The sequence below is a fragment of the Candidatus Litorirhabdus singularis genome, assembly GCF_026262625.1.
Taxonomy (GTDB): domain Bacteria; phylum Pseudomonadota; class Gammaproteobacteria; order Pseudomonadales; family Halieaceae; genus Litorirhabdus; species Litorirhabdus singularis.
Genome location: NZ_SHNN01000002.1, coordinates 1,221,327 through 1,243,753, shown reverse-complemented (window position 1 = coordinate 1,243,753; position 22,427 = coordinate 1,221,327). Strand labels below are relative to the sequence as shown.

Sequence of the window (22,427 nt, the reverse complement as noted above, 5' to 3'; positions counted from 1 at the left end):
CTAAGCAGACCGCTTTGGAGTACCACTGCAGTTGCTGCCGTGTGCCAGTTACTGTCGGTTGGCTTGCTGGGTGTGTTCAGTTTTTTTGTCGCACCTGTTGCCGCCGAGTTCGGCGTGGGTGTGGCGGTCATTAATATCGGCCCGGTATTCTTTCTGTTGGCGCCGGCGCTGGTGGGTCCGTTGACGGGACGGTTTGCCGATGGCTATTCCATTCGCAGCCTTATGTTGATTGGGGTACTGATTGGGGTCACTGCGCTGTTGGCGCTCTCGACCGCCGCTACCTTAGCCTGGCTGGCATTGGGCTTTCTCGGATTTGCCGTTGGCCAGTGTCTTTACGGTCCACTAATTCTGAACACATTACTGGTTAAGACCTATCAGGCGAGCGCCGCACGCGCACTGGGACTGGCGGCAATGGGTGTCAGTGTGGGTTCAGTGGCGTTGCCTTACATTGTGGCGTGGTTAATGGATACCCGGGACTGGCGCGAGACCGTAACGCTGCTTGCTTGCGGTGTCGGTCTGATATTACTGGTGACCATCCGAGTGGGTCTGCCGCGCTTGCCGCCTGAGTCCCTACGCGTCCATGTTGGCGCCACCAACGTCGTCGCCGATCACAGCTTTATGCGGCGGCGGGCATTCTGGGTGATTGGGATAGCGGCTGCCGTGATTGGCAATGCGGTAGTGGTCGCTGTGATTTCCTACGGCCCGCATTTTACCAACCTGGGCTTTGATAATAGGGATATAGCAACGTTTATAGCGGCGGCGGGGGGGGCCGGGTTTCTGGCGAAAGTGTTTGTGGCAGTCTTTGTCGATCAGCTACGGGCGCATTTGAAACTGATTGCACTGGTGATTATCGGATTATTGATTGCCGGACTGTTAACCCTGATGCTGGGTCAGAGCTACAGGCTTGCGATTTGCGGCACCGCGTTGCTGGGAGCCGCCGGCGGAGGTTTCATACCATTCCACCCTTATCTCAACAGCGCCCATTTTGCCGCCGAGGTGATGGGGCGGGTGAACGGTGCCCAGGCGCCTTTGATGTTGCCGTTGGGTCTGGTGGGTCTGCCTTTGGCGGGGTTCGTGTTTGACAGCACGGGCAGCTATCAGTGGGTTTTTGCGGGTTGTGCGCTTTTGGCCGGGGTGGCCGCGTTGCTGGTTCTGGCGTTGCCAGCGGCGGGGCCTGGGTTAAGCGAAACTGAAAAATACCAGCAGGCCGCTGAAGAGACCGAATGATAAACTGCGGTTGAATACCCGCGGTGTGATCTTGCTTAATTCGGCCAGTGGATTGTGGCTGTGTCGAGTTCGCAGCATAACCGGCCATTCAATGGCGCCGCCAAACAGAGCACTGCCTATCGCAGCAGCCAGCAGCATAAAGCGACCTGAGGTATCCAGTGGAATTAGCGTGTAGAAGCCGACGATGGCGACCACGCTGCCGAGTTGACCGGCCAGGCTCATAATATAAAACTGGCGCACGCTGCTGTCAGCGTAGTTATAGTCGTAGACGAAGAAACCGGTTTGCGTCGGTATCGTATAGCGTGAGCCGCCCAGCTTGGCGCCGGCAAAGTGAAACCATTCGTGGATGACTGTGCTGACTGTCACGCCCGCAATAATCGCCGTGAGAATTGACAGTAGGTTGGCAAGGGGTAGTTGTGTAACGGCTAACCAGGCGTCCGTGGCGGCCCACATGCTAAAGGCCGCCAGAGCGATGCTGCCCTGAATTAATCCATGTTTGATCAGCTTCTGACTGTCGGTCAGCTGCAGGGTGGCGCTCGCAGCTGTGGTCTGCTCTGGGGCTGCCTCTGCTGTTGCGGGTTGTTCAGTATCGACTGCGTCCATGGTGCTCTCCAACGCCCCTTGATTATGGTGATTGCTTGCGAGGCTGTTATAGTTCAGGTTATTTAAAACTACGTATCATAAACCCAATCAGATCACAGGACTATATTATGACCGGCCCGTTTAATCTTGAAGAAACTGATCATTTATTAAGTACTACTCGAGCTGTGCGCAAGCGACTGGACTTTAGTCGCCCCGTTGAACGTGAAGTGTTGTTGGACTGTGTACGACTTTCGCAACAGGCCCCCACCGGTTCAAATACCCAGTTCTGGCGCTGGTTAATTGTCAACGACCCGGCCAAGCGTAAAGCCGTGGCTGAAATCTATGGCCGCGGTGCCAGTATGCTCAATGAGTTCAAGCAAAATGTGCCACCTGAGGATCATCAGACAACGCGGGTTTATGACTCTGCCGATTATCTGGTTGAGCACATGGCTGAAGTGCCGGCATTGGTGATTCCCTGCGTGGTAGGCAGGCCTGCGCCTGACGCTTTGCATGTTGAAGTGGCGTCCGTCTACGGTTCCATTTTGCCCGCAGTGTGGAGTTTTCAGTTAGCCTTGCGCAGCCGCGGCCTGGGTTCGGCCTGGACCACGTTGCATCTGGCTTGGGAAGCTGAGGTGGCTGAACTGTTTGGTATACCCGATGAAGTGATGCAGGTAGCGCTACTGCCGGTTGCCTATACGCTCGGCACTGACTTCAAAATTGCCAAGCGGCAGCCACCGGAAGAAATTACTCATTGGAACAGCTGGTCGGAAGACTAGGCTCGCACTAGCGCCACGCTTCCGACTGGGCCAGATGGCGGCGGTAATGGGGCAGGCTGCGCCAGTACAATACGATACTGGCCGGTGCAATGAGTAGCGCTGCTAACGACATAGAGCGAGGCAGCGCCATATCATCGGCAAATATAAAATCCGTGGCGAAGGCAATGATGCTGGGCCCAAGGCCAAAACCGATGAAGTTAATGGCGAGAATAAACACCGCAGAAGCCTGACCGCGCATCTGGTTAGGTGTAATAGTTGCTATGGCCGCTACGCAGACCGCTGCAATCATCTGGGTTGCCGTGATCGCAGCAGCCATAAAGCCCAGTGCCAGGGCTGCGTTGGGCATTAGCGGCCCGACCAAATAAGGTATCAGCGCCAGGCTGGCCGCCAGTACGATGACGCGTAAATGTGCATCCGCGTAGCCACGGGCCATTAGCGCGGTGGCCAGCCAACCTCCCAGTAATACTCCAACAGTGCCGAAGACCAGAAAAAGCATGCCAAAGCTGTAGCCGGCCTCTGCCATGCTGAAGTCGTGTATGCGAATCAGGAAGGTCGGATACCACATAATGAATCCGCTGCTGAGAGCGGTCATCAAGGACGTGACAATGAAGAGTGCACCATAGCTGGCCCGGTGCTCCCACAGATACTTCACGACTTTGCCAACCGGCAGTTCGATGGGTACGTCACTGGTATCTCTGAGCACGCCTTGACGATTCGGCTCAATCACAGTGAGCATTAGCCCTGCCACCAGTAAGCCGGGAATACCTACTATCAAGAAGCTGGCCTGCCAGGGCTTAAAGGTTCCCAGCAAAGGAATGTCTATGCTGCTGGCTGCGCTGACGAGTTGCACCACTGCGCCCCCAATGATCAATGCCAGCCCCGTGCCCAGCGTTCCACCGGTACTATAGACCGCCACCGCCCGGGTCAGTTGTTGCGGCGGAAAAGCGTCACTGAGCATCGAGTAAGCGGCGGGCGATAGCGTTGCCTCACCCACACCCACGCCCATACGAGCCAGGAAAAGCTGCCAGAAGCTGGTTGCCAGTCCGCACAGGGCCGTCATGGCACTCCATATGGCAATGCCCCAGGCGACGATGTGGCGGCGACTGCGATGATCGACCAGACGTCCCACCGGTAAACCCAGCACAGCGAAAAACAGCGCGAACGCAAAGCCATGCAACAGGCTGAATTGAAAGTCGCTGATGCCCAGATCGGCGCGGATGGGGCCGACCAGCAGGGTGATAATCTGACGGTCGACAAAGGACAAGGTGTAAGCCAGAAATAGTGCGGCCAGCATGGACCAGGCTTGGCGGGGCCGCGGATAGCCGCCGTTTGAAGAATCTGTCATAACAAAATAGACCGTCCCTGTTTCTGCCTCGTCCGGCACCTGCCGGGTTGGTGATTTCCGCCACCTTGGTTTACGCTCTGGGGTGTTGGTATTCAGTGTATACAAGGATAACAAAATGACTGTACAGAATAACCCAATAGATACGCGGCAGCAGCGCGACCACGAACGTTACGCTCTGCAGCTTTATCGCGGACAGCAGTTACAGCAAGTGCGTTCTGAGGTGCGGGAGCAGTGGTTGGCGGCGGTAAATCCTGGTGCTGCGATGCAGTCCTGTTTCGAGGCTGCCTTCGATGAGGTGATGTTTGGCGCTGTTATCTGGGCGCTGAATCAAGACCCTTTGTATCCAAAGGTCATCACTATCTCGCGCATTCCGCACCGACTGGGTAACCTTGATATTCCTGGTTCGCGCTGGGGTATTGATAACCCGGACAGTGTTTACCGGGTCATTCCAGTGAGTGGCGATGAACGCTACTTAATCAGCGGCAAGGTTGCCGAGCAGCGGTTGGTTGAAAACTACTTTACCCTGTGGGATCCGGATATGAGAACGGTGGGGCTATTGTCAGGCAAGGACCTGGTGGTAGATGCTGATGGCAGCTTTACTATCAGCGTGGACAGTGAACCTGCTGGCGATCGAGTTAATCATATCCAGAGTTGTGCCACTGCCAAAGAATTCTATATCCGCGATGTGTTGGCAGACTGGTCTGGCGATCGGGTCAACGAGCTGAGCGTTAAGCGGCTCGGCGAAGTGCCTTCGCGTGGACCGCGGCTGGCGGAAGAAGATCTGGCTTTGGCAGCGGAATATATGCGGAAATGGGCGACTAATACGGTGCGTTGGAATAACCAGGCGCTGGACAAACCCGCCAATGATTTCATTTTCACCATCGACCGGGATACGGACGGCGCGCTGCGGAATCAAATTTATATTATGGGCCATTTTCACCTGCCTGATCCCGGTCAGGTGTTGGTGCTTGACGTGAATATGGGTGGGGCTGAGTATTTTATCGCTCCGATTACCAACTACTGGGGCACCACTAACAATATTGTTGAACGCAATGGTTGCCTTAACATGATGCAATCGCGAGCCAACGCGGACGGTACCTACACTTTTGTACTGTCGACGGTGGATCCCGGTGTGCACAATTGGTTGGACCCCGACGACATGGATACCGGTATTCTGACACTGCGTTGGGCAGAGTTTGAAGCGGACCAGGCCAATGACGAGCTGGGAGTGACTTCACGTTTAATGCCGCTGGATGAATTCTTGGCAACAGCACCGGCCGATCAGCGGGTGTCGCCCGCGCAGCGCCTTGCTCTCAGCCAACAGCGCAGCGATAGTTATCAATGGCGTCTTACCGAGGAGAAAAGATAGATGGCAGCAGAGAATACTGAACCCAAGTGCTGGTTGATCAGCGGTTGCTCTACCGGCTTCGGCCGCGAAATAGCGCTTGCTGCGTTGGCTCACGGTGACCGGGTGGCTGTCACTGCACGTAATCCTGCAGTGCTGGAGTCACTCTGCGCCAGCTATCCGCAGCAGGCACTCGCGCTGGCATTGGACGTGACCCGGCCGGAACAGATCGCCGCCGCCGTGGACGCTACGGTGGAAGCATTTGGGCGCATTGACGTGTTAGTGAATAATGCTGGCTATGGCTATGTAGCAGCGGTCGAAGAGGGCGAAGATGACGCAGTGCGAGCGCTATTTGAAACCAACTTCTTTGGCGCGCTGGCTTTGACTCAGGCGGTGTTGCCGTTGATGCGAGCCCAGGGTGGCGGCCGTATCATTAACAACTCATCGCAAGCAGGTTTGATGGCGAACCCGGGTACCGGCTATTACAGTGCATCAAAGTATGCGCTTGAGGGCCTGATGGAGGCGCTGTCCAAAGAAGTCGCGCCGTTAAACATACGGGTAACTTCGGTTGAACCGGGTGCTTTTCGTACCGACTGGTCGGGACGTTCTATGCACCGGTCTGAACGACGTCTGGACGACTATGCCGAACATGTGGGCTCGCGGTTGGATATGATTGCAGACATGGATGGCAAGCAACCGGGTGACCCGGTGCGCGGGGCCCAGGTGTTTGTTGATATCGCCTATCATCCCGAGCCTCCTGTACAACTGCTGCTGGGCGCTGGCGTGTTGGCCAGCTACCGCGAGAAACTGGCGGGGGTCACTGCTGATCTCGATACCTGGCAGCAGGTTACCCTCTCTGCAGACTACCCTACTGATACAGGTGTAAGCGATGAATGATAGCCGATTGATTGAGAATTTGATTTACACGTATGCCGAGCGCATTGATGCTGGTGAACTGGAGTCCGTGGCGGAATTGTTTCGCGAGGCTGCTATTGTAGCGCCGGCCCAGGATAGCCACGTTGGCGGATACGAAGCGGTGTTGGCCATGTATCAGCAGGCTTGTCGTATCTATGAGTCTACCGGTACGCCGCAGACTAAACATCTGACCACGAATGTGATTATCGAGGTTGATGGCGATGAGGGCAGGGCGCGCTCCTACTTCACCGTTATTCAAGCGACAGATGCTCTGGCACTGCAGCCGATTATTTCCGGTCGCTATCACGATACCTTTGTCCGCAGCGATGCCGGCTGGCGTTTCGAAGAACGCAAAATGTTCGTTGATTTGATGGGCGATTGCTCTGCACACTTGCTCTACGATTCATCTGCTTTGACTTAGAGCGACCGCTCTGCAGGCGTTCTTGCCCACTTCTGTTTGGATAGTTCAGAGGCAAAAAAAAAGGCCGCTTGAAAGCGGCCTTGAATTTAGCACTGTAGCTGGTGCTTAGTTAGCGCCAAACCGGTAAACCAGATCCATACCGTAGCTGCGCTTCTCCTTGAACGAATCAATGACACCACCGAGGGTGGCAAAGTCGATACCCCACTCACGGTATTCCTCGTCAGTCAGGTTGCGACCCCAGGCAGACAACATCAGATTACCACCCAGTACTTCCATCTCCGACAGGGTCAGGCGAGCGTTGATCATAGTCTGCTCTTCAGTCGAGTCGAACAGGTTCTGCTGTGGGTGGAATACCATCTCATCTTTATAAGTGGCTTCTACTCGTGCGTTGAGCATACCAAAGCTGAGCGGCTGGAAGTCATAAGACAGGATCAGCGCACCATTGTGCTTGGGCGCTCGTGGCACAATAGCGACGTCAGAAACATCTTCGTTGCCATCAGCGTCAGCTTCGCTACTCGGGTTGGGGAATGCTGTTACTGGATCGATACGACCCGTGAGGAACTCCTTGTATTCAGCATCGGTATAACCGTAGTTAAGCATCAGGCGCAGGCCTTCAGTCAATATGGCGGTCATCTCAAGTTCCAGTCCCGTGATCTCCAACTCGCCGGCATTATCCACTACAGATGAGGCACCACCGGTGCCAGCTTTGAAGCTGTTGACCTGTGCGTCTTCATACTCAGTATAGAACATGGCAGCGTTAACCCGCAGACGTGAATCCATCCACTCTGACTTCAAGCCCAGTTCATAGTTGGTGACGGTTTCTTCGTCAAAGCCGAGTTGAAAATCTTCCGCAGTAGAGACGCGAGGGGCAAAGCCGCCGGAGCGATAGCCCTGCGAAATCGTGGCGTAGGTGCGAATATCATCGTTCCAGGCGTAGTTAACGGTCAGCGAGCCGCTGGTGTTATCCCATTCATCCTCTGCGTTGGCAGTGGGGATGCCGCCGCCGATATTGCTGTTACGCAGGTAGGCATCTTTTTTGTCTTCGGTATAACGAATGCCAGCGGTTACATCCAGGGCGTCGGTGAAAGACCAGGTGAACTGCCCGTAGAGGGCTATCGACTCATTCTCCGCACCGTACTGGAAGATAGGTGTGCTGAGGACGGCATCAAGGCCATAGGTCGAGGGATCAACGAAACCGGATAGCAGTGCCATGGGCAAAACAAATTCCTGTGGGTTGTCCTCATTACTTTCTTCTTCGAAGTAATAAGCGCCTACGGTATATTGCAGCTTCTGATCAAAGCCGTCACCAATCAGTTGGAATTCCTGCGTCAGCTGCTTGTTGTCGCTGACACGCTCCGCCCGGAAGGTGGATACGTATTCCCCTGCAGGTACTGGGGTAAAATTGAAGAATGCATCAGCGCGTAACACGGTAGCGCCATCGGACTGAAAGGAACCAAAATCAGTGCCGGTGGTGCCGCTGTCCCATTCACGCTGGGCAGTGATCGACTTAATCGTCATGTTGTCGTTGAGGTTCCACTCCAGAGTCAAGGCGTGCATCTCGATATCTGAGTAGGTGTCTTTGTCCGGTGAAAATGCTGTCGACAGACTGTTGAGTCGATCTTGGTTCGCAAATTCGAAGGCCTGCTGAGTAATTGCACCACCGGTTACGATACCGCCCAGCTGCTGACGCATGTGGACGAGCTGGCCGAGGGAGCCGTTGCTCTCACGCTCCGACTTTTCGTAGGTGTAGTCAGCGGTAAAATTGTCAGTCGGGGTAAATCGCAGTGCGATGCGGCCGGCTTTTGACTCTTGCTCACCGAGCTTGTTGCCTTGCACTATGTTATTAACCAGACCGTCTTTTTCGTTGTAGTTGAAAGTGATCTTGGCGGAGAACATGTCACCCAACTTGCCGGTATCTACGGTGGTGTTGGAGCGCAGGAAATCCCGGTTGCCGACGGTGAATTTCTGCTGGAAGCCAAATTCATCGGCGGGTTTGACGGTGATCAGGTTGATCGCGCCACCGATGGTGTTACGTCCATACAGAGCGCCCTGGGGTCCACGCAGAACCTCTATGCGTTCCAGATCGACAATGTCAAAGGTCGCGCCGGTGTTTCTGGCGATATAGACACCATCGAGATACAGGCCAACGGTGTTTTCCGCCAGCAGGTTGGTTTCACCTGAGCCGATACCGCGAATACTGTAGCCGTAGTTATCAAGACTCGCTGGCTGACGGCTGATTTCCAGGTTGGGGGTGTAATCAGCAACCTGACCCGCCTCATAGACGCCCATCATACTAAGTTCTTCAGTACTAAAGGCAGCGATGGAGATAGGCGTATCTTGTAAAGACTCAGAACGCTTCTGGGCTGTAACAACGATCTCTTCCAGGGCCATATCCTGAGCTAACACAGGCACGGATAGCGTGGCCGCTATGGTGCTGGCGAGCAAGGTCTTATGGAATGTATAGCTGCTATTAGGCATGGTTTGTTTCCTCACTAATTAATTTTTATCGTCTGGCCTTTCATCCTTGGGAACCAGCGTGTAGCGTTCTGGTATGCCCTTGGGAAATTCCAGCGGTACAGAAGTAACTATTTTCTTTTAAACCGGGTTTATTTTAGCTCCGTTGTTGTACTGAAAAACTGTTATTAATTACATGTTTAGGTGAAGATTAGGCTGATTTACGCCTAGGGAGTCTAACTATCAATACTCTACTGACCGATCAACAAAATACTATCATTGCCGCGGTTGCCAGGGTGTGTGAATCCTTTGGTGAGGACTACTGGCTGAAACTGGATGCAAGCGGTGAATTCCCCCGTGAATTCCACGCCGCTATGGCGTCCGGTGGCTGGCTTGGAATTACTATGCCAGAGGCTCAGGGCGGCAGTGGAATGGGAGTAACGGAAGCTGCCCTGATGATGAATACGGTGGCCAAGTATGGTGGTGCCATGGCGGCTGCTTCGACTATACATATCAACCTGTTCGGGCCGCACCCCATTGTGGTGTTTGGTACTGAAGAGCAAAAGCAGCGCTGGTTACCCCCACTCATTGCCGGCACCGATCAGACCTGCTTTGCGGTGACTGAAGCCGATGCAGGGTTGAATACCAGTCGCATTAGTACCCGTGCAGAAAAGGTGGCTGGCGGCTATCGCGTCACGGGACGTAAGCTCTGGACCACCACGGCTCAGGTTGCCAATAAAATGATTGTGTTGGCGCGCACTACGCCGCTGGAAGACTGCCACAAGCCCACCGCCGGACTGACGCTGTTTTACACCGACCTGGACCGGAGCAAGGTTGAGGTGCACTTAATACCCAAGATGGGCCGCAAGGCAGTCGACAGCAACAGCGTATTTATTGACGATCTGCTGGTGCCGGAATGCGATCGCATCGGTGAGGAGGGCAAGGGCTTTGAGTACTTGCTGCACAGTTTTAACCCTGAACGCATCCTCATAGGTATGGAGGCTATCGGTATCGGTCAGGATGCGGTAGCACGTGCTGCCCGGTATGCCGGCGAGCGGATTGTGTTCGATCGACCTATTGGCCAGAACCAGGGCATTCAGCACCCATTGGCAGAACGGTGGATGTATCTGGAATCAGCGCAGGCCATGTGTTTGCAGGCGGCGGCTCTGTATGACGCCGGGCTGAGCTGTGGTCCGCAGGCTAACGCGGCTAAGTTTCTGGGTGCGCGGGCTGGCTTTGACGCTTGTACCCAGGCCGTGCTCACCCTGGGTGGTATGGGCTATGCCAAGGAATACCATGTCGAGCGGCTGCTGCGCGAGGTCATACTGACGCGGATAGCGCCAGTTACTGAGCAGTTGATTCTCTCGCATATTGCCGAGCATGTGCTCGATTTGCCACGCTCCTACTAGAATCGCCGGGTCTTTTAGAACTCAGCCTTCGCTGTGCAACACGCCCTGTACCAGCAGTTCACTGATCGCTTCCTGGCTGTAACCCAGTTCCACGAGTACCTCGGTATTGTGCTGTCCCAGAACGGGTGCAGCACTCGGAGCGCCCGGCTGGTTCTCAGCACTGAAGTGCAAGGGTAAGGTTGCGGTTTTGATGGTTCCCAGCGCGGCGTGCTCGGTGTGGGTGATCATGCCGTTATGGAGTAGCTGGGGGTCGCGGGTGGCGGCGGGAATGGAATTGACCGGAGCTGCCATTACGTCATTGTTAGCGAAGCGTTGCGCCAGGTCAGTCGATTCAAAGCGGCTCACTAGTGCCGCCAGTTCCTGCTCCAATATTGCGCGGTTTTGCATGCGTAGTTCGTTGGTGGCGTAGTCGGGGTTGTCGAGCAGATGCTCGGCGGTAAGGGCTTTGCACAAATTGCCAAAGAACTTCTGTGTCAATGCAGTAATTTGCCAGTAGTCGCCTTCAAGACTCTGGAACAGACCGTAAGGCGCCATCAGTTCACTGCCGCAACCGGTGGGCGGTTGCACGTAATCGGCGACCATATATTGGGACATGATGGTGGGTTGCAGGTTGAACAGGGCGTCCAGCAGATTAACCTCGATCAGTTCGCCATGCCCGGTATGGTCGCGGCGGCGCAGCGCTGCCAGAGCGGCAATTACCACCAGGTGTGCGGTGGTGGCATCGACGATGGGGCTGCCGGTCTTCAGTGGTGCCGCCCCAGGATGCCCGGTGATCGACATTATACCTCCCAGCGCCTGCGCCAGAGGATCAATGCCGGGTCGGCCCGCATAGGGACCGCTGGTGCCAAAGGCGCTGACATTGACAGCAATAATACGCGGGTTGATAGCCTCAAGAGTTGCGTAGTCGATACCCAGACGCGCTTTGGCGCTGGGGCGCATATTGTCAACGATGATGTCGGCGCCGCTGACCAGGCGCTGCAGCACTTCCTGGCCTGCGCTTGAAGTGAGGTCGATGGCCATGCCGCGTTTGTTGCGGTTAACGCCAATAAACATTGCGCTGTCCTTGCCGGTAGCGGGGCCCAGATGCCGTGATTCGTCGCCGCGTAGGGGTTCAATTTTCACCACGTCGGCGCCCAGATCACCCAGCATGGCCGCACCAAATGGCCCGGCCAGCACTTGTGCTAAATCGAGTACACGCACACCTTCAAGAATAGATTTCACAGTTTTGTCTCCGCACTAGCGTTGGGGGCCGGGTTGTACCAGATCGGCGAGGTCCAGGCTCTTTCCTGAATAAACTTGGGCACTTCAGGATCGCTGCAACTGGTTGGGCGTGCAGCGGCGGGCATTGCATTGCATTGCCAGGTGCTCCAGCGACAACTTGGATTTTCTACCACCCTGGCATAATAGACCGCGCGCTGCGCGGGATCGAAATCAGGGTCGCGCCAGACGCTGCAGAGTTGGGCGAAGCCGCTACCCTGCGGGGTGCAATCGGCGGCGCTGACACTGGCGCCGTTAGCGCCGTTGCCAGCGACTTCATAAACAGCCTGCTGCGTGCCCTGGGCGTCAACCCAGCCTTTGATGACCTGAATTTTTTGCAGCGGCATGCCCTGCGGGTCCTGATTCGCGCTGACAACAAACTGGGGTGCGCCGTTGCTCAGTGCTGAGCCATTCAGCTCCCCACCCATGGGCACCCCGGCTGCATAGGCTTTGCTGATCATAGCGGGGTCCTGGCACAGCGTTTCCGGCACATTCCAGCCGCCAAAAAAACGGGGCTCGATGCGGGGCCCACTGGTGCCAAAGGTTTCGCGGTTGCGCATGGCGGTGAACAGCGACTGCCGCGTGTTTTGCTGTGCCCAGATTCCAGCCAGCCCGCCGGGGTTATAGCGCACCGGCGAGCCCTTGGCGATACCACCGGGAACCTCTACCGTGCCGCGCAGGCGATGACGTGCCTCACGGTCCGGGCCATTCGCGCCCATATAATTGCTTTCGCTGTCTGCGGTGGGAGTGCCGTTGTGATTGTCTGTGGCAGCGATAATACCTAACCTGAAAGGATTCACACCCAGTTTTTCCTGCTCGGCCAAGCCGGCGCTGAGCGCGTAGCGTACGTAGCTGAATCGCGACAGACAGCCTACCAGCCGCATATTGCCGGAGCCCATCAGCTCACCGCAGTCTTCAATAGTTTCGGTGGGCGGGCGCAGTTTTTCGAAATCACAGAGCTCATCGGCCGCGCCGTAGACAGTACTCAGTCCATTGCGGCATTCAGAGTCGCCTTTTACCTGCATGATTTCTGCCAGTGGTTCCATGCGTTGTCGCAGTGCGGCAAATTCGCGTTGCTGCTCAGGGCTCAAATGGGTTTGCAGGGAGTAGGGGAACCACATACGGCCGCTGCTCCAGTTACTGTTGTGTGGAATGGTGATGACATCGCAGGCTTCGCCCTGCTGGTGGCAACTTTGCTCCAGCCACTGCCACAGCTGCTCTGGTTGCGTCATATCCTGGGCGCTAATCACCGCTGGGGGTACCGATGCTGAACCAAAAATGACGTTGCGGTGCAAATTAGCGCCGTCTTTAGCGAGGGTATATTCATAGCCGTGAAAGCTGGTGAAGCTGCAATCTGCAGAGCGGTCGTACCAGTGCTCGGTGGCTTGTTGGTTTTCCTGCCATGCGGTGGCGGCCTCCTCGCGGCAGTCCTCACCATCGGCACCGCAGACACGTGCGGATCGATAGCTTGAGAAAATGGCCTGTGACGCCAGACGCATCAGCGGCTGCATGGCATCGTCCAGCGGTAGTCGGAGATCGCCGCGAAAGATTTTACACGCCAGCGCGTCATAGCCCGGCTGCATCGGGTCATAACATATGCGCCGTTCGCCCAGCTTACCGGCATGGTCGGTAACCGCAGCAAAATCCAGGGGTCTGGACAGTTGTACTATCGGTACCTCAACATCGTCCGCATCGTCCTGCAATCGGTATTCGCGGGCCGCGCCGCGTGCAAAGGCGTAGGCATCATCGGCGTTAAGGGTCACACCAAAGGCGGCTGCGTCGAAGGACGCGTTGGTATGTATATGCAGTGCGCCAAACCATGCTTGCCGCTGCGGTGCTACCTGCCGACACGGCTCGCGTGTGGGTGCTGCATACTGGGAGCGCAGAGCAGGCCGAGCGAAATATTGCTCAATGGTGACGGCCTCATTGCGAGCATTCTCAAATTCGTAGCGCAGGTACATTGCCGCCGCAGCCGCGGTCAGTAGTAACAGCACGCACAGCGCCAGTAGTATCTTCAGTAATCGAGCCATTGGGACAAGCTTCCCTGGTTATTATTTGTTGTTGGGAAAATTTTGAGTCTATAGTAACCGCTGACGATTGGATTGGAAGGCTGAGCCGTGGCAAACATAAGTAGTAACCTGAGAATAAACCTCACCGGTACCGAGTCTGAGCCGCAGGCCGCAGCTCTGCGTTATCAGGCTGCTTTGGACATGGCCGAATACGCTGACGCTCAAGGTTTTTCCTCGGTGAATGTTGAAGAGCACCACTGCGCAGAAAACGGTTGGTTGCCGTCCCCGCTAACGATGGCAGCGGCGCTGGCCGCACGCACCGAGCATTGCAGCATTGGGATCATGGCGCTGTTGGTTACGCTATACGATCCGGTGCGATTGGCGGAGGATCTCGCGGTTATTGATCTGCTCAGCGGCGGTCGACTGACTTTTGTGGCAGGCATGGGCTATCGCGAGAAGGAATTTCGTGCCATGGACAAACCCTATGCAACGCGCGGTGCGTGGATGGATCACGTACTGGACACCCTGTTGGCGGCCTGGGGCGATGAGCCGTTTGAATACAACGGTCAGCTGATCAATGTAACCCCCAAACCGTTTCAGCGACCGCATCCGATGTTTCTGGTGGGTGGTATGAGTAAACCAGCGGCGCGACGTGCGGCTCGGCGCGGCTTGCCCTTTGGTCCGCCCATTGCCGATCCGGAACTGGAGGCCCTGTATTACGAGGAGTTGACCAAGCACGGCCACAGCAACGGTTTTGTGTATACGCCGCCGGCAGATTTTTCAGTGATGTTCTTGCATGATGACCCGGAGGCTGCCTGGGATCAGCTGGGCCATCACTTTCTGGTGGAGGCGATTGAATATAGCAGTTGGAAGGAGGAGGGCCTGCAGCGACCGTTGGAGTTTGCCAGCTCCAGCGTAGAGGCGCTGCGAGCCGAAGCGCGCTACGAAATTATTACCCCGCAGGAGTGCATAGAACGGCATCTGAACCGCGCTGAATTTTTTGCCACTGTGCATCCGCTTATCGGTGGTATGCCGTTGGACGCAGGCTGGGATTGCCTGCGTCTTTATGCCGAGCAAGTATTGCCGACCGTGCGCGCTGAGCTTAAGGGCTGAGACTCTAAACCGTAACCATGGCACACTGCGCGCAACACAGTAATGAAAATAGAAGGAAACCCTGATAATGCGGGCTATGATCGAAAACTACCGTAATCTTCCGGCCGGCCACTGCGGTAGCGGGGCGATGCGTAATCTTATCTATCACTACACCGGTCTGGAGTTGGATGAGGGCGTGGTGTTCGGGCTGGGCGCTGGGCTCGATAGCGTGTTTTTCACCTATGAGCAGGCTAAGCCGCCTTTCATGTTATTTGGCCGAGGTTCCTCCATGGAGGTAGATCTGGCTGAGACATTGGGCATGGACTATAGCGAACAGGCGGAGCCCGATAATGACAAGGCTTGGGCTGACGTTCGCGAGGCGGTGCTCGCCGGTAAACCCACTATGCTCAGTGGCGATATTCTGTATCTGGATTACCGTGAGTTTAAAGTGCATTTTCCCGCCCATCGATTTGTGCTGCTGGGTTTCGATGAGGAGCGCGAGGAGGTTTACATTGCCGACCGCGTGCGCGCAGAACCGGAAACCTGTTCCATGCAGGCGCTGCGGTTGAGTCGCAATCCTCCGGAGGCCATTTCTACGTTCAATGCCTGGGGACAATTTACCTCTGGTTCGGTGCGCCATAGCCTGCCCGATGCCTGCGGGCTGGCGTTGTATAAGACGGTGACACGCATGCACGGTATGGACCACTCGCAGCTGGACCTGATGGGGGCGGCGCAAGGTGGCGGAGGCCATGAGATTGCGGTGGGGCTGAAAGGGCTGCTGACGTTTTCGCGGCATTTGCATAGCTGGCGCCAGTTAGACGATGCGACTGATCATGTGCGTTACGTAGACAATGCGATTATCAAGTATGGTACCGGCGGTGGCTTTTTCCGGAATCACTTTGCAGTATTCATGAGCTGGGCTCGCGAGCAGCGCCCGGATCTGGTCAGTATTGTCACTGAGCAGTTGGCGCATCAGGCCGCGGTACTGTGGAACGATTTGTCACCGACCATGCAGCAGTTGGCCGAACGCCCCGGTGAGGAGGCTCTGTGGCAGCAGGCAGAGGCGCAGGTGGATGACATTTACGAAACCGAATACTCACTGTTCGGTCACCTGGGCGATACGGTATTGCGCACCGGCTGAAGCACAAGCCGTGGCGCCTCTGGACGAGAAATTGAACCCATGGCTATCAATCACGCCTGCAACGTCTGCTGTCCGCGAAACGATGTATAGTTGGCCGCAACCCTGAGCGCATCAATTATCAAAGGAGAACACTGTGGAAGCTATTGACAAAATTGCGGTTGTGAATCGCTATATACAAGCATTTGCCGAATCCAATATGGATATTATTCGCGATATTTTTGCCACCGATGCGGTGGTTGAAGACCCTGTGGGCAGTGAGCCTCATGTTGGCATGGCCGCAATCGAAGCGTTTTACGAAATGTCAGTGCCGGGACCCACTACTCTGGAACTGACCGGTACGCCTCGTTGCGCTGGCAATGCGGTTGCATTTCCTTTTAATGCGGTCGTCGGTGATGATCTGCGCATTGAGATTATCGACGTGTTTGAGTTCAATGATGCCGGTAAGGTAGTGTCTATGCGTGCCTACTGGAGTATGTAGGCACACATTCAATCCGGGAGGCAGTGCACCATGGAAAAAATAATGTATCCGGTCTGGAAGGCATCCGGGTTAAGCGGTGATGAGTTTCGCGCGGTATTGCTGGATCAGTTAGGCCCGGAGCTATTGGCCCTTGAGCCACGCGCGCTGCGCGTGTCAGTCGTCGACAGTGATGTCGCCGCCGCCAGTGGCTTGGCTCAGGGCAATTGTCGGCCGACGATGGATGCTATTATTTCAGTGTGGTTGGATAGCTCGGTCTATCGCCAACCGCTGGAAGCGGCCATTGAAAAGTACGTAGAACGTATGGCGGGTTATCTGGTGACGGAATCCGAACCTATTGTGAATACCGAGCATCCGCCGCAGCAGGGTGAGCGCACGTATGGCATGGCACAGGTCGTTTTCTTGCAGCGTCCGCAGCGTCTGAGTGAACAGCAGTGGCTGGAAATCTGGCATGGCAGTCATACCCAGGTAGCGATAGAAACCCAGTCAACCTTTGGCTATCGTCAAAACGTTATAGCGCGTCCAATGACATACGCCGCGCCACCGTTTGATGCCATTATTGAAGAACATTTCCCGCCCGAGGCGATGACCTCACAGCACGCCTTTTATGGGGCTGCCGACGAGGTCGAGTATCAGGCTAACCTGCAGGCGATGATTGCCAGCTGCACGCGCTTTATCGACTTTGACAAGATCGATGTTATTCCTACCAGCGAATACACCCTGAAGGCGCTGGGCCAGCCCTAGCTGACCCTCCGTCACTTAGCCTGCATTCTCGCGCAGGGCGCGAATACGATCTTCCAGCGGCGGGTGACTGCTGAACAGACGGGTGGCATTTGCCTTCATCTGCTCGCTAATACCAAAGGCCACCATTTCGCTCGGCATATCTTGCGGAAGTCCCTGTTCAGCTCGCAGGCGCTCCAATGCTGCCACCATGGCGCCGGTAGAGGCCAGACTGGCGCCAGCGGCGTCGGCACGGTATTCGCGCCAGCGTGAGAACCACATGACCAGCATGGACGCCAGAAAGCTTAGGATGATCTGGGCGATGATGGTGGTGACCCAGTAGCCAATACCGTAGCCGCGCTCATTCTTAAAGATCACCCGGTCCACCGTGTGGCCGATGATGCGTGAGAAAAATAACACGAAGGTGTTCACCACACCTTGAATCAGGGTCATGGTAACCATGTCGCCATTGGCCACGTGTCCGATTTCATGGGCCAGAACTGCGCGTGCCTCATCGCGAGAAAACCGTTCTAACAAGCCGGCGCTGACTGCCACCAAGGCGTTGTTGCGGTTCCAGCCTGTGGCGAAGGCATTGGAGGCCTGACTGGGGAAAATACCCACCTCAGGCATGCCGATGCCAGCTTCAGCGGCCAGCTCTTTGACGGTCTGCACAAGCCATGTCTCATCGGCGCCACGAGGCTGTTCGATGATGACAGTGCCCGTACCGCGCTTGGCCATCCATTTGGAGATGAACAGTGATATTAGAGAGCCGCCGAAACCAAATACGGCGCAGAACACTAACAGGGCGCTGAGGTTAAGATCGACCCCGTTGGCGGCCATGATTGAGTCAAAGCCGAGCAGGTTGAGTACCACGCCTGCAACCAGCAAGATGGCAAAGTTGGTGGCCAGAAAAAGCAGGATGCGCATCATGAAAATGTTTCCATTGTTAACAGTTGAATAGATTGTGAATATGGGGACATTCTAATGGTTTTAAAGGCTATTGACCGCTTTGTTGCAGTTAGACCCTGGCGACGATCGTATCTACAATAGCCTCGATCTTTTAACTAAATACTTTACAAGTAAACCCTAAGCTATTGAATATTATAAAATAATAATAATCAGGATGCTGTGATTTCCGATGCTCTGGCATCGTCATCAGCCGTTTCGGCGACGGGTGTAGTGACTGACTCGGGAGTTGACTCGGGTACTGGAATTTCTACTTCTACAATGCGGTGGGCACTAGGCTCGACGACGGGTAAGCCCTTGTCGTCCAACTCTGCAGGGGTCACCTGACCGCGCAGGTCTATATCTTTGGAACTGAGTTCAACCAGCAGGTTGACCGCCTCGTCTTCATGCTTGTTGCAGAGAATACGCTTGCGGTCGCTGCCATCCACCCAGGCCTTTTTCTTACCCCAGAATTGTTGCAGTTGATTACAGACCAGAAATGTTTCACTCATTGCTGCGATGCTCTCCTTCGGTTGTGTTTTGGCGTCAGCGCGCGCGCAGTGTAGCGGTATCAGTCTGGCGCTGCCAGCCTATTGCAGTCAGGTAATCCGTGCTGCCCAGGTTGCAGATTAAGCCAGTAGCAGGTCTTTGGCCTGGTTGATTTTGGCGGCAAGGTAATCATTGCCACCGCGGTCGGGGTGCAATTTTTGTATCAAGGAACGATGCGCTGCGACTATCTCCTCATCGCTGGCCTCTTCACTCAAACCCAGCACCGCGAGCGCCTCGCTCCGATTCATGGAACCGTTGCTGTCGGCCGGGGGCGTGCGGCTAAACGTGGCCTCATCGCCAAAGCGTTTTTGCAGGTACGTCTCCAGCAAACGTGCGGAGTCTTGATCAGATTTCTGCACCCAATCGAGTAAGCGGAGTAGCTGTGATTGATCAAGGTCGTTGAGGAATTGGCCGGCGAATTCGCCGCTGATGACTTCTCCGTTCATAGCGCCCGTATCGTGATCCAGGCTCATGCGCAAAATACTGGTTTCGACACTGGACTGTTGGTTACCGCTACCGGGCTGCGCTGCGGCGTGTTTTCGATGCAGCCACTGTAGCGCCGGGAACATACGAATAAGCATAGGCAGCAGACGGCTGGCGCCCACGACGAGTCCGGTTATAGCGGCTCCCAGCCAGTGCATGCGTCCGGTCAGCGTGGCTACCACGACCACAATCACTAAACTTGCCAGCCCCAGTTGGATGTAGGATTTTTTGCGCTGCGCAGGAGTTTGCGACTTGATACGCTGGTAAATGATATAGCCAGCGAACATTATCGCCAGTAGCAGGATTAATCTGGGCACAACAACGCCTTACTTGAGTTGATCAAGCAACAGTTTAACCTCGCTGTCGGAGTTTTGCTCGTATTCCAACAGACTCGAACGGCCTCCCGCCGCATAACGCGCCACCGCACCCAGTAGTGCAGCCAATTGTGCGGCACTGTGATGGTCGAAACGCGCATACGCACCACCGCTCAGGCGCGCCATAGTTCGAAAGCCTTGCTCTACTTTGCGCTCGCGGCCTTCCTGAAACATAAACAGGGGCAGCCCTGCCAGACCGGCTTCGCCAGCTTTGCCGCATAACGCATCAACGCTTTCTTCGATGGCATCGCCAATAAAGACCATGGCCTTGACGGGTAGGGCGCGGTGTTCGCGCAGGGCGTGGTTCAGTAGCCGCTGAATTTGGGTTAACCCGCCTTCACAGCGCACTGCACTCATCTGTCGCAATAAGGCCGCTTCGTCTTGCAGCCATTGGCTGGCACGCAGCTCATTGAAGCCTCGGTAGTAGCAGAGCTGTACGGCCAGACCGCCCAAATTGCTGGTGCTGAGAAACATTTCACCCTGAAGCTTGCTGGCCTGATCCCAAGTGGGTTGGCGACTGGCAGTGGCATCGACGGCAAAAATCAGCCGCGCGCCTGCTGCGGCTGATGTCGCTACTTGCTTACTGCGATTGAGAAACTGGGCAATCTCACCGCTGCTGGAGCGGCGGCTGGGTGGCTGTGCCAATCAACGACGATGGGCTGTGAATAAGCCCATGGACTCCAGTTCTTGCAGGTAGTGCCTACGCGTTGCCAGTTCTTCTATGGCCGCTTGAAGCTCTGAAGTAGTGTCTCTTTCCTGCGCGTGCTTGCTGATGACTTCCCATAACTTGGAGCTGCATAGCTCGGAAGCGTTAAAATTGTTTACCGTGTTCATAACGTTACTTTCTCTTCTATTTTCGTCTCTATGGTCCGACTGATTACCGCTTTCCCGGGTAATCTTTCTTCATGGTTTACCTATAAGGTGAGTCTAGGATAGCGATTTTTTGTTGCATTTGCATGACAAAGTTTTCAGCTCTGATTTTTGTCCCAGGGAAAGGGTGGCTTGCCGCTGAATTCTGGGCCCTGTAACTGCGGCCGCTGATTTTTGGACCAATGGGGTAGACTGAAGTTCGCCACATGTTGAATAGCACTTCCATCTGGCCCTGTTGGTTGCGTGGGTGGAACGATAGTGACTAACTGCACCGAGCACTGCTGCAAGCTAAAACTCGCCAAACCATAGCCATTGCTGTCACTGTCAATATAGCTCAGTCCGGGGTTGGCGTGGTTGGGGCCGAGCCAGTCGGACAGTGTTTCCCAGCCGCTATTGGCGTAAGCGATAGCTGCCAGTGAACCCTGAGTCATGGTCATATTGAACGTATTGACCGGCTTACCCTCAAGTTCACACTTCACCATGTCCATAAAAGTAGGGCTGCTGCCGCCGCTGGCGGAGTGCCAGACGTAGGTATGCATGGGCGTTGAACTGATGCCGGTCACATTGAAATCCACCGCTACTGGCGGTGAGTCCGGCTCAGACTGGTCGAGCACCAGAGTGCCGGCAGACTGGCAATGGTGGTCGCCGGACAAGGATACGAGAGGACCTATCTGTTCGCTTTCCAGAAATTGCATCAATTCGCGGTATTCACCGGGGAAGCCGCTCCAGGAGTCCTGCGAGAGGGCCGAGTCGTCGAGGCCCTGTAGCGGTATGCTGCTAAGGTCCAGTCTCATAGGCAGTGCTGGCAAGCTGTTGCCCCAGACCTTCCAGTGCGCGTCGGAGCTACCCAGTTTGTCACGAAACCATTGTTTTTGGGTGGTACCGAAGAGACTGGCTGGCTCGCGTGCAAGGGCCGGGTTCGCTGTGGTGCCGTCGCCAAAGGGCAGCAGTTCAGGTGCCTGGCCGCCATTGTAGTTGCGCCCGGCATCGCAGATATCGATCAACTCTAGCGGTATCGCCGCCAGACCCAGTTCCTCAATCAATCCGCTGGGCACCGGTGGAGCGCTGCGGTATGAGCGTAAGTCGGTTAGGAAAAGGTCAAGCATACCCCAGCGCAGATCGCGATATATCTGAAGATTGTCGGTGTCGTCCTCTACGTGCGCCGGTATGAACTCAAACCAGGCCTTGTTGGCATCCTGTTTGCGCTGTAGTTCTGGTTTGATCACATCGTCGTAGGTGCTGAAGTGTTGAAACGAATTGTTGGTAAATTCATGATCGTCCCAGGTACAGATAAAGGGCCAGCGGGCACGGGCGTCCTGCAGATCAGGATCGCTCAGGTAGGTTTTATATAAATGACGGTAATCGGCGAGTGTGCGGGCCCAGGTCCGACTGCCGGTCTCTGCCTTGGAGCCGTCAGGATAAGCGGGGAAATCACGTATAACGCGATCACCTTCGACGACCTGGTTCTGATACCGTTCATAAACGAAGTCGCCCAAGTGCAGTACAAACTGAATTTGTTCGTCCGCCGGGCGGGCGCTGTCTTCGGTTACCATGCGCCGCCACGCGCCAAAATAACCCAGTTCGAAGTTCTGGCAGCTGGCAAAGGCGAGGTTCACCGGTTGTTCACTGTCGGCACTGGGTGCGGTCATAGTGCGCCCGCGACGTGATTCTCCGCCAGCCTTGGCGACAAAGCGGTAGAAGTAATGTTGCCCGGCGTTCAAGCCCTTAACATGGGCGCGCACGGTGTAATCTTCGGTTTGCAGTGCAATCAGTGTTTGTTCGGCTACAACACTTTCAAAGTCGTCGTTGAGGCTAACCTGCAATACGAGTTCTACGTTTCCGGCTTGCAGCGGTTCCGCGCGCGTCCACAAAATAACGCTGCTGTCAGTGGGGTCGCCTGAGGCAACGCCCTGGGGGAAACTGATTCTTGTGGTGCTGGGGACGGCGGCAATCAGTGTCGCACTAAAGGGTGCGGTGGCAGTTACCAGGCAGGTGCCAGCCAGCTGCAGGAAACTGCGACGTCGGAGGGTCATGCTCA

The 22,427-nt window shown here is 55.5% G+C and carries 21 protein-coding genes; 10 read left to right on the top strand and 11 right to left on the bottom strand.

Annotation, left to right across the window (positions count from 1 at the left end):
- Positions 1 to 39 precede the first annotated feature (39 nt).
- Positions 40 to 1,227, top strand: coding sequence for an MFS transporter (locus EYC98_RS14155; RefSeq protein WP_279245990.1), 1,188 nt, complete (start codon positions 40 to 42; stop codon positions 1,225 to 1,227).
- Here EYC98_RS14155 and EYC98_RS14150 read toward each other — a convergent pair.
- Positions 1,180 to 1,830 carry a hypothetical protein gene (locus EYC98_RS14150; protein WP_279245989.1) on the bottom strand — a complete coding sequence of 217 codons (651 nt, stop codon included), beginning with the start codon at positions 1,828 to 1,830 and terminating at the stop codon, positions 1,180 to 1,182. The genes EYC98_RS14155 and EYC98_RS14150 overlap by 48 nt on opposite strands.
- Positions 1,831 to 1,937: 107 nt before the next feature.
- On the opposite strand from EYC98_RS14150, the gene EYC98_RS14145 reads away from it, so the two are divergent.
- Positions 1,938 to 2,585, top strand: a complete 648-nt coding sequence (locus tag EYC98_RS14145; protein ID WP_279245988.1) for a nitroreductase family protein — start codon at positions 1,938 to 1,940, stop codon at positions 2,583 to 2,585.
- Positions 2,586 to 2,592: 7 nt separating this feature from the next.
- On the opposite strand, the gene EYC98_RS14140 is transcribed toward EYC98_RS14145, so the two are convergent.
- Entirely contained in the window at positions 2,593 to 3,930 is a 1,338-nt protein-coding gene (locus EYC98_RS14140) for a spinster family MFS transporter (RefSeq protein ID WP_279245987.1), read from the bottom strand.
- 115 nt (positions 3,931 to 4,045) lie between these two features.
- On the opposite strand from EYC98_RS14140, the gene EYC98_RS14135 reads away from it, so the two are divergent.
- Genes EYC98_RS14135 through EYC98_RS14125 form a run of 3 tightly spaced genes read left to right on the top strand, consistent with a single transcriptional unit; the run spans position 4,046 to position 6,611 of the window.
- Positions 4,046 to 5,299: a hypothetical protein gene (locus tag EYC98_RS14135; RefSeq protein WP_279245986.1), complete on the top strand. Its 1,254-nt coding sequence runs from the start codon at positions 4,046 to 4,048 to the stop codon at positions 5,297 to 5,299.
- Positions 5,300 to 6,172 (top strand): oxidoreductase, encoded by an 873-nt coding sequence (locus EYC98_RS14130; RefSeq protein ID WP_279245985.1) that lies wholly within the window; start codon positions 5,300 to 5,302, stop codon positions 6,170 to 6,172.
- Positions 6,165 to 6,611, top strand: a complete 447-nt coding sequence (locus tag EYC98_RS14125) for a nuclear transport factor 2 family protein (protein ID WP_279245984.1) — start codon at positions 6,165 to 6,167, stop codon at positions 6,609 to 6,611. Before EYC98_RS14130 ends, EYC98_RS14125 begins: the two co-directional genes overlap by 8 nt.
- Before the next feature lie 105 nt (positions 6,612 to 6,716).
- On the opposite strand, the gene EYC98_RS14120 is transcribed toward EYC98_RS14125, so the two are convergent.
- Entirely contained in the window at positions 6,717 to 9,089 is a 2,373-nt protein-coding gene (locus EYC98_RS14120) for a TonB-dependent receptor (protein WP_279245983.1), read from the bottom strand.
- Positions 9,090 to 9,307: 218 nt separating this feature from the next.
- Between EYC98_RS14120 and EYC98_RS14115 the strand changes: the two genes are divergently transcribed.
- Entirely contained in the window at positions 9,308 to 10,474 is a 1,167-nt protein-coding gene (locus EYC98_RS14115; protein WP_320415560.1) for an acyl-CoA dehydrogenase family protein, read from the top strand.
- A 21-nt stretch (positions 10,475 to 10,495) separates the two neighbouring features.
- Here EYC98_RS14115 and EYC98_RS14110 read toward each other — a convergent pair whose 3' ends face one another.
- On the bottom strand, positions 10,496 to 11,695 hold the full coding sequence (locus EYC98_RS14110) for a CaiB/BaiF CoA transferase family protein (RefSeq protein WP_279245982.1): 1,200 nt from the start codon (positions 11,693 to 11,695) through the stop codon (positions 10,496 to 10,498).
- Complete coding sequence (locus tag EYC98_RS14105; RefSeq protein WP_279245981.1) at positions 11,692 to 13,761, bottom strand: DUF3604 domain-containing protein; 2,070 nt, start codon at positions 13,759 to 13,761, stop codon at positions 11,692 to 11,694. The genes EYC98_RS14110 and EYC98_RS14105 overlap by 4 nt, the downstream gene beginning before the upstream one ends.
- An 87-nt stretch (positions 13,762 to 13,848) precedes the next feature.
- Between EYC98_RS14105 and EYC98_RS14100 the strand changes: the two genes are divergently transcribed.
- The 4 genes from EYC98_RS14100 to EYC98_RS14085 all read left to right on the top strand — a co-directional run bounded on the left by EYC98_RS14100 (position 13,849) and on the right by EYC98_RS14085 (position 17,192).
- On the top strand, positions 13,849 to 14,853 hold the full coding sequence (locus EYC98_RS14100) for an LLM class flavin-dependent oxidoreductase (protein WP_279245980.1): 1,005 nt from the start codon (positions 13,849 to 13,851) through the stop codon (positions 14,851 to 14,853).
- Positions 14,854 to 14,920: 67 nt separating this feature from the next.
- Positions 14,921 to 15,973 carry a BtrH N-terminal domain-containing protein gene (locus EYC98_RS14095; protein WP_279245979.1) on the top strand — a complete coding sequence of 351 codons (1,053 nt, stop codon included), beginning with the start codon at positions 14,921 to 14,923 and terminating at the stop codon, positions 15,971 to 15,973.
- Positions 15,974 to 16,106: 133 nt separating this feature from the next.
- Positions 16,107 to 16,451, top strand: coding sequence for a nuclear transport factor 2 family protein (locus tag EYC98_RS14090; protein WP_279245978.1), 345 nt, complete (start codon positions 16,107 to 16,109; stop codon positions 16,449 to 16,451).
- Positions 16,452 to 16,481: 30 nt separating this feature from the next.
- Positions 16,482 to 17,192 carry an EthD domain-containing protein gene (locus tag EYC98_RS14085; protein ID WP_279245977.1) on the top strand — a complete coding sequence of 237 codons (711 nt, stop codon included), beginning with the start codon at positions 16,482 to 16,484 and terminating at the stop codon, positions 17,190 to 17,192.
- 15 nt (positions 17,193 to 17,207) lie between these two features.
- On the opposite strand, the gene htpX is transcribed toward EYC98_RS14085, so the two are convergent.
- The 6 genes from htpX to EYC98_RS14055 form a co-directional block, all read right to left on the bottom strand.
- Complete coding sequence (htpX, locus tag EYC98_RS14080) at positions 17,208 to 18,095, bottom strand: protease HtpX (RefSeq protein WP_279246088.1); 888 nt, start codon at positions 18,093 to 18,095, stop codon at positions 17,208 to 17,210.
- A 191-nt stretch (positions 18,096 to 18,286) separates the two neighbouring features.
- Positions 18,287 to 18,625, bottom strand: coding sequence for a hypothetical protein (locus EYC98_RS14075; RefSeq protein WP_279245976.1), 339 nt, complete (start codon positions 18,623 to 18,625; stop codon positions 18,287 to 18,289).
- 117 nt (positions 18,626 to 18,742) lie between these two features.
- Positions 18,743 to 19,462: a DnaJ domain-containing protein gene (locus EYC98_RS14070; protein ID WP_279245975.1), complete on the bottom strand. Its 720-nt coding sequence runs from the start codon at positions 19,460 to 19,462 to the stop codon at positions 18,743 to 18,745.
- A gap of 9 nt (positions 19,463 to 19,471) precedes the next feature.
- Positions 19,472 to 20,164, bottom strand: coding sequence for a VWA domain-containing protein (locus EYC98_RS14065; RefSeq protein ID WP_279245974.1), 693 nt, complete (start codon positions 20,162 to 20,164; stop codon positions 19,472 to 19,474).
- Positions 20,165 to 20,353 (bottom strand): hypothetical protein, encoded by a 189-nt coding sequence (locus EYC98_RS14060; protein ID WP_279245973.1) that lies wholly within the window; start codon positions 20,351 to 20,353, stop codon positions 20,165 to 20,167.
- 134 nt (positions 20,354 to 20,487) lie between these two features.
- The gene (locus tag EYC98_RS14055) at positions 20,488 to 22,422 is read right to left on the bottom strand and encodes an alkaline phosphatase D family protein (protein WP_279245972.1); all 1,935 of its coding nucleotides are present in this window, start codon (positions 22,420 to 22,422) and stop codon (positions 20,488 to 20,490) included.
- Positions 22,423 to 22,427 lie beyond the last annotated feature (5 nt).

Bases quoted from the DNA above. Each gene is read 5' to 3' on its own strand.
- EYC98_RS14150 (WP_279245989.1), bottom strand. From the start codon at position 1,830: ATGGACGCAGTCGATACTGAACAACCCGCAACAGCAGAGGCAGCCCCA.
- EYC98_RS14145 (WP_279245988.1), top strand. From the start codon at position 1,938: ATGACCGGCCCGTTTAATCTTGAAGAAACTGATCATTTATTAAGTACT.
- EYC98_RS14140 (WP_279245987.1), bottom strand. From the start codon at position 3,930: ATGACAGATTCTTCAAACGGCGGCTATCCGCGGCCCCGCCAAGCCTGG.
- EYC98_RS14135 (WP_279245986.1), top strand. From the start codon at position 4,046: ATGACTGTACAGAATAACCCAATAGATACGCGGCAGCAGCGCGACCAC.
- EYC98_RS14130 (WP_279245985.1), top strand. From the start codon at position 5,300: ATGGCAGCAGAGAATACTGAACCCAAGTGCTGGTTGATCAGCGGTTGC.
- EYC98_RS14125 (WP_279245984.1), top strand. From the start codon at position 6,165: ATGAATGATAGCCGATTGATTGAGAATTTGATTTACACGTATGCCGAG.
- EYC98_RS14120 (WP_279245983.1), bottom strand. From the start codon at position 9,089: ATGCCTAATAGCAGCTATACATTCCATAAGACCTTGCTCGCCAGCACC.
- EYC98_RS14105 (WP_279245981.1), bottom strand. From the start codon at position 13,761: ATGGCTCGATTACTGAAGATACTACTGGCGCTGTGCGTGCTGTTACTA.
- EYC98_RS14095 (WP_279245979.1), top strand. From the start codon at position 14,921: ATGCGGGCTATGATCGAAAACTACCGTAATCTTCCGGCCGGCCACTGC.
- EYC98_RS14085 (WP_279245977.1), top strand. From the start codon at position 16,482: ATGGAAAAAATAATGTATCCGGTCTGGAAGGCATCCGGGTTAAGCGGT.
- htpX (WP_279246088.1), bottom strand. From the start codon at position 18,095: ATGCGCATCCTGCTTTTTCTGGCCACCAACTTTGCCATCTTGCTGGTT.
- EYC98_RS14075 (WP_279245976.1), bottom strand. From the start codon at position 18,625: ATGAGTGAAACATTTCTGGTCTGTAATCAACTGCAACAATTCTGGGGT.
- EYC98_RS14060 (WP_279245973.1), bottom strand. From the start codon at position 20,353: ATGAACACGGTAAACAATTTTAACGCTTCCGAGCTATGCAGCTCCAAG.
- EYC98_RS14055 (WP_279245972.1), bottom strand. From the start codon at position 22,422: ATGACCCTCCGACGTCGCAGTTTCCTGCAGCTGGCTGGCACCTGCCTG.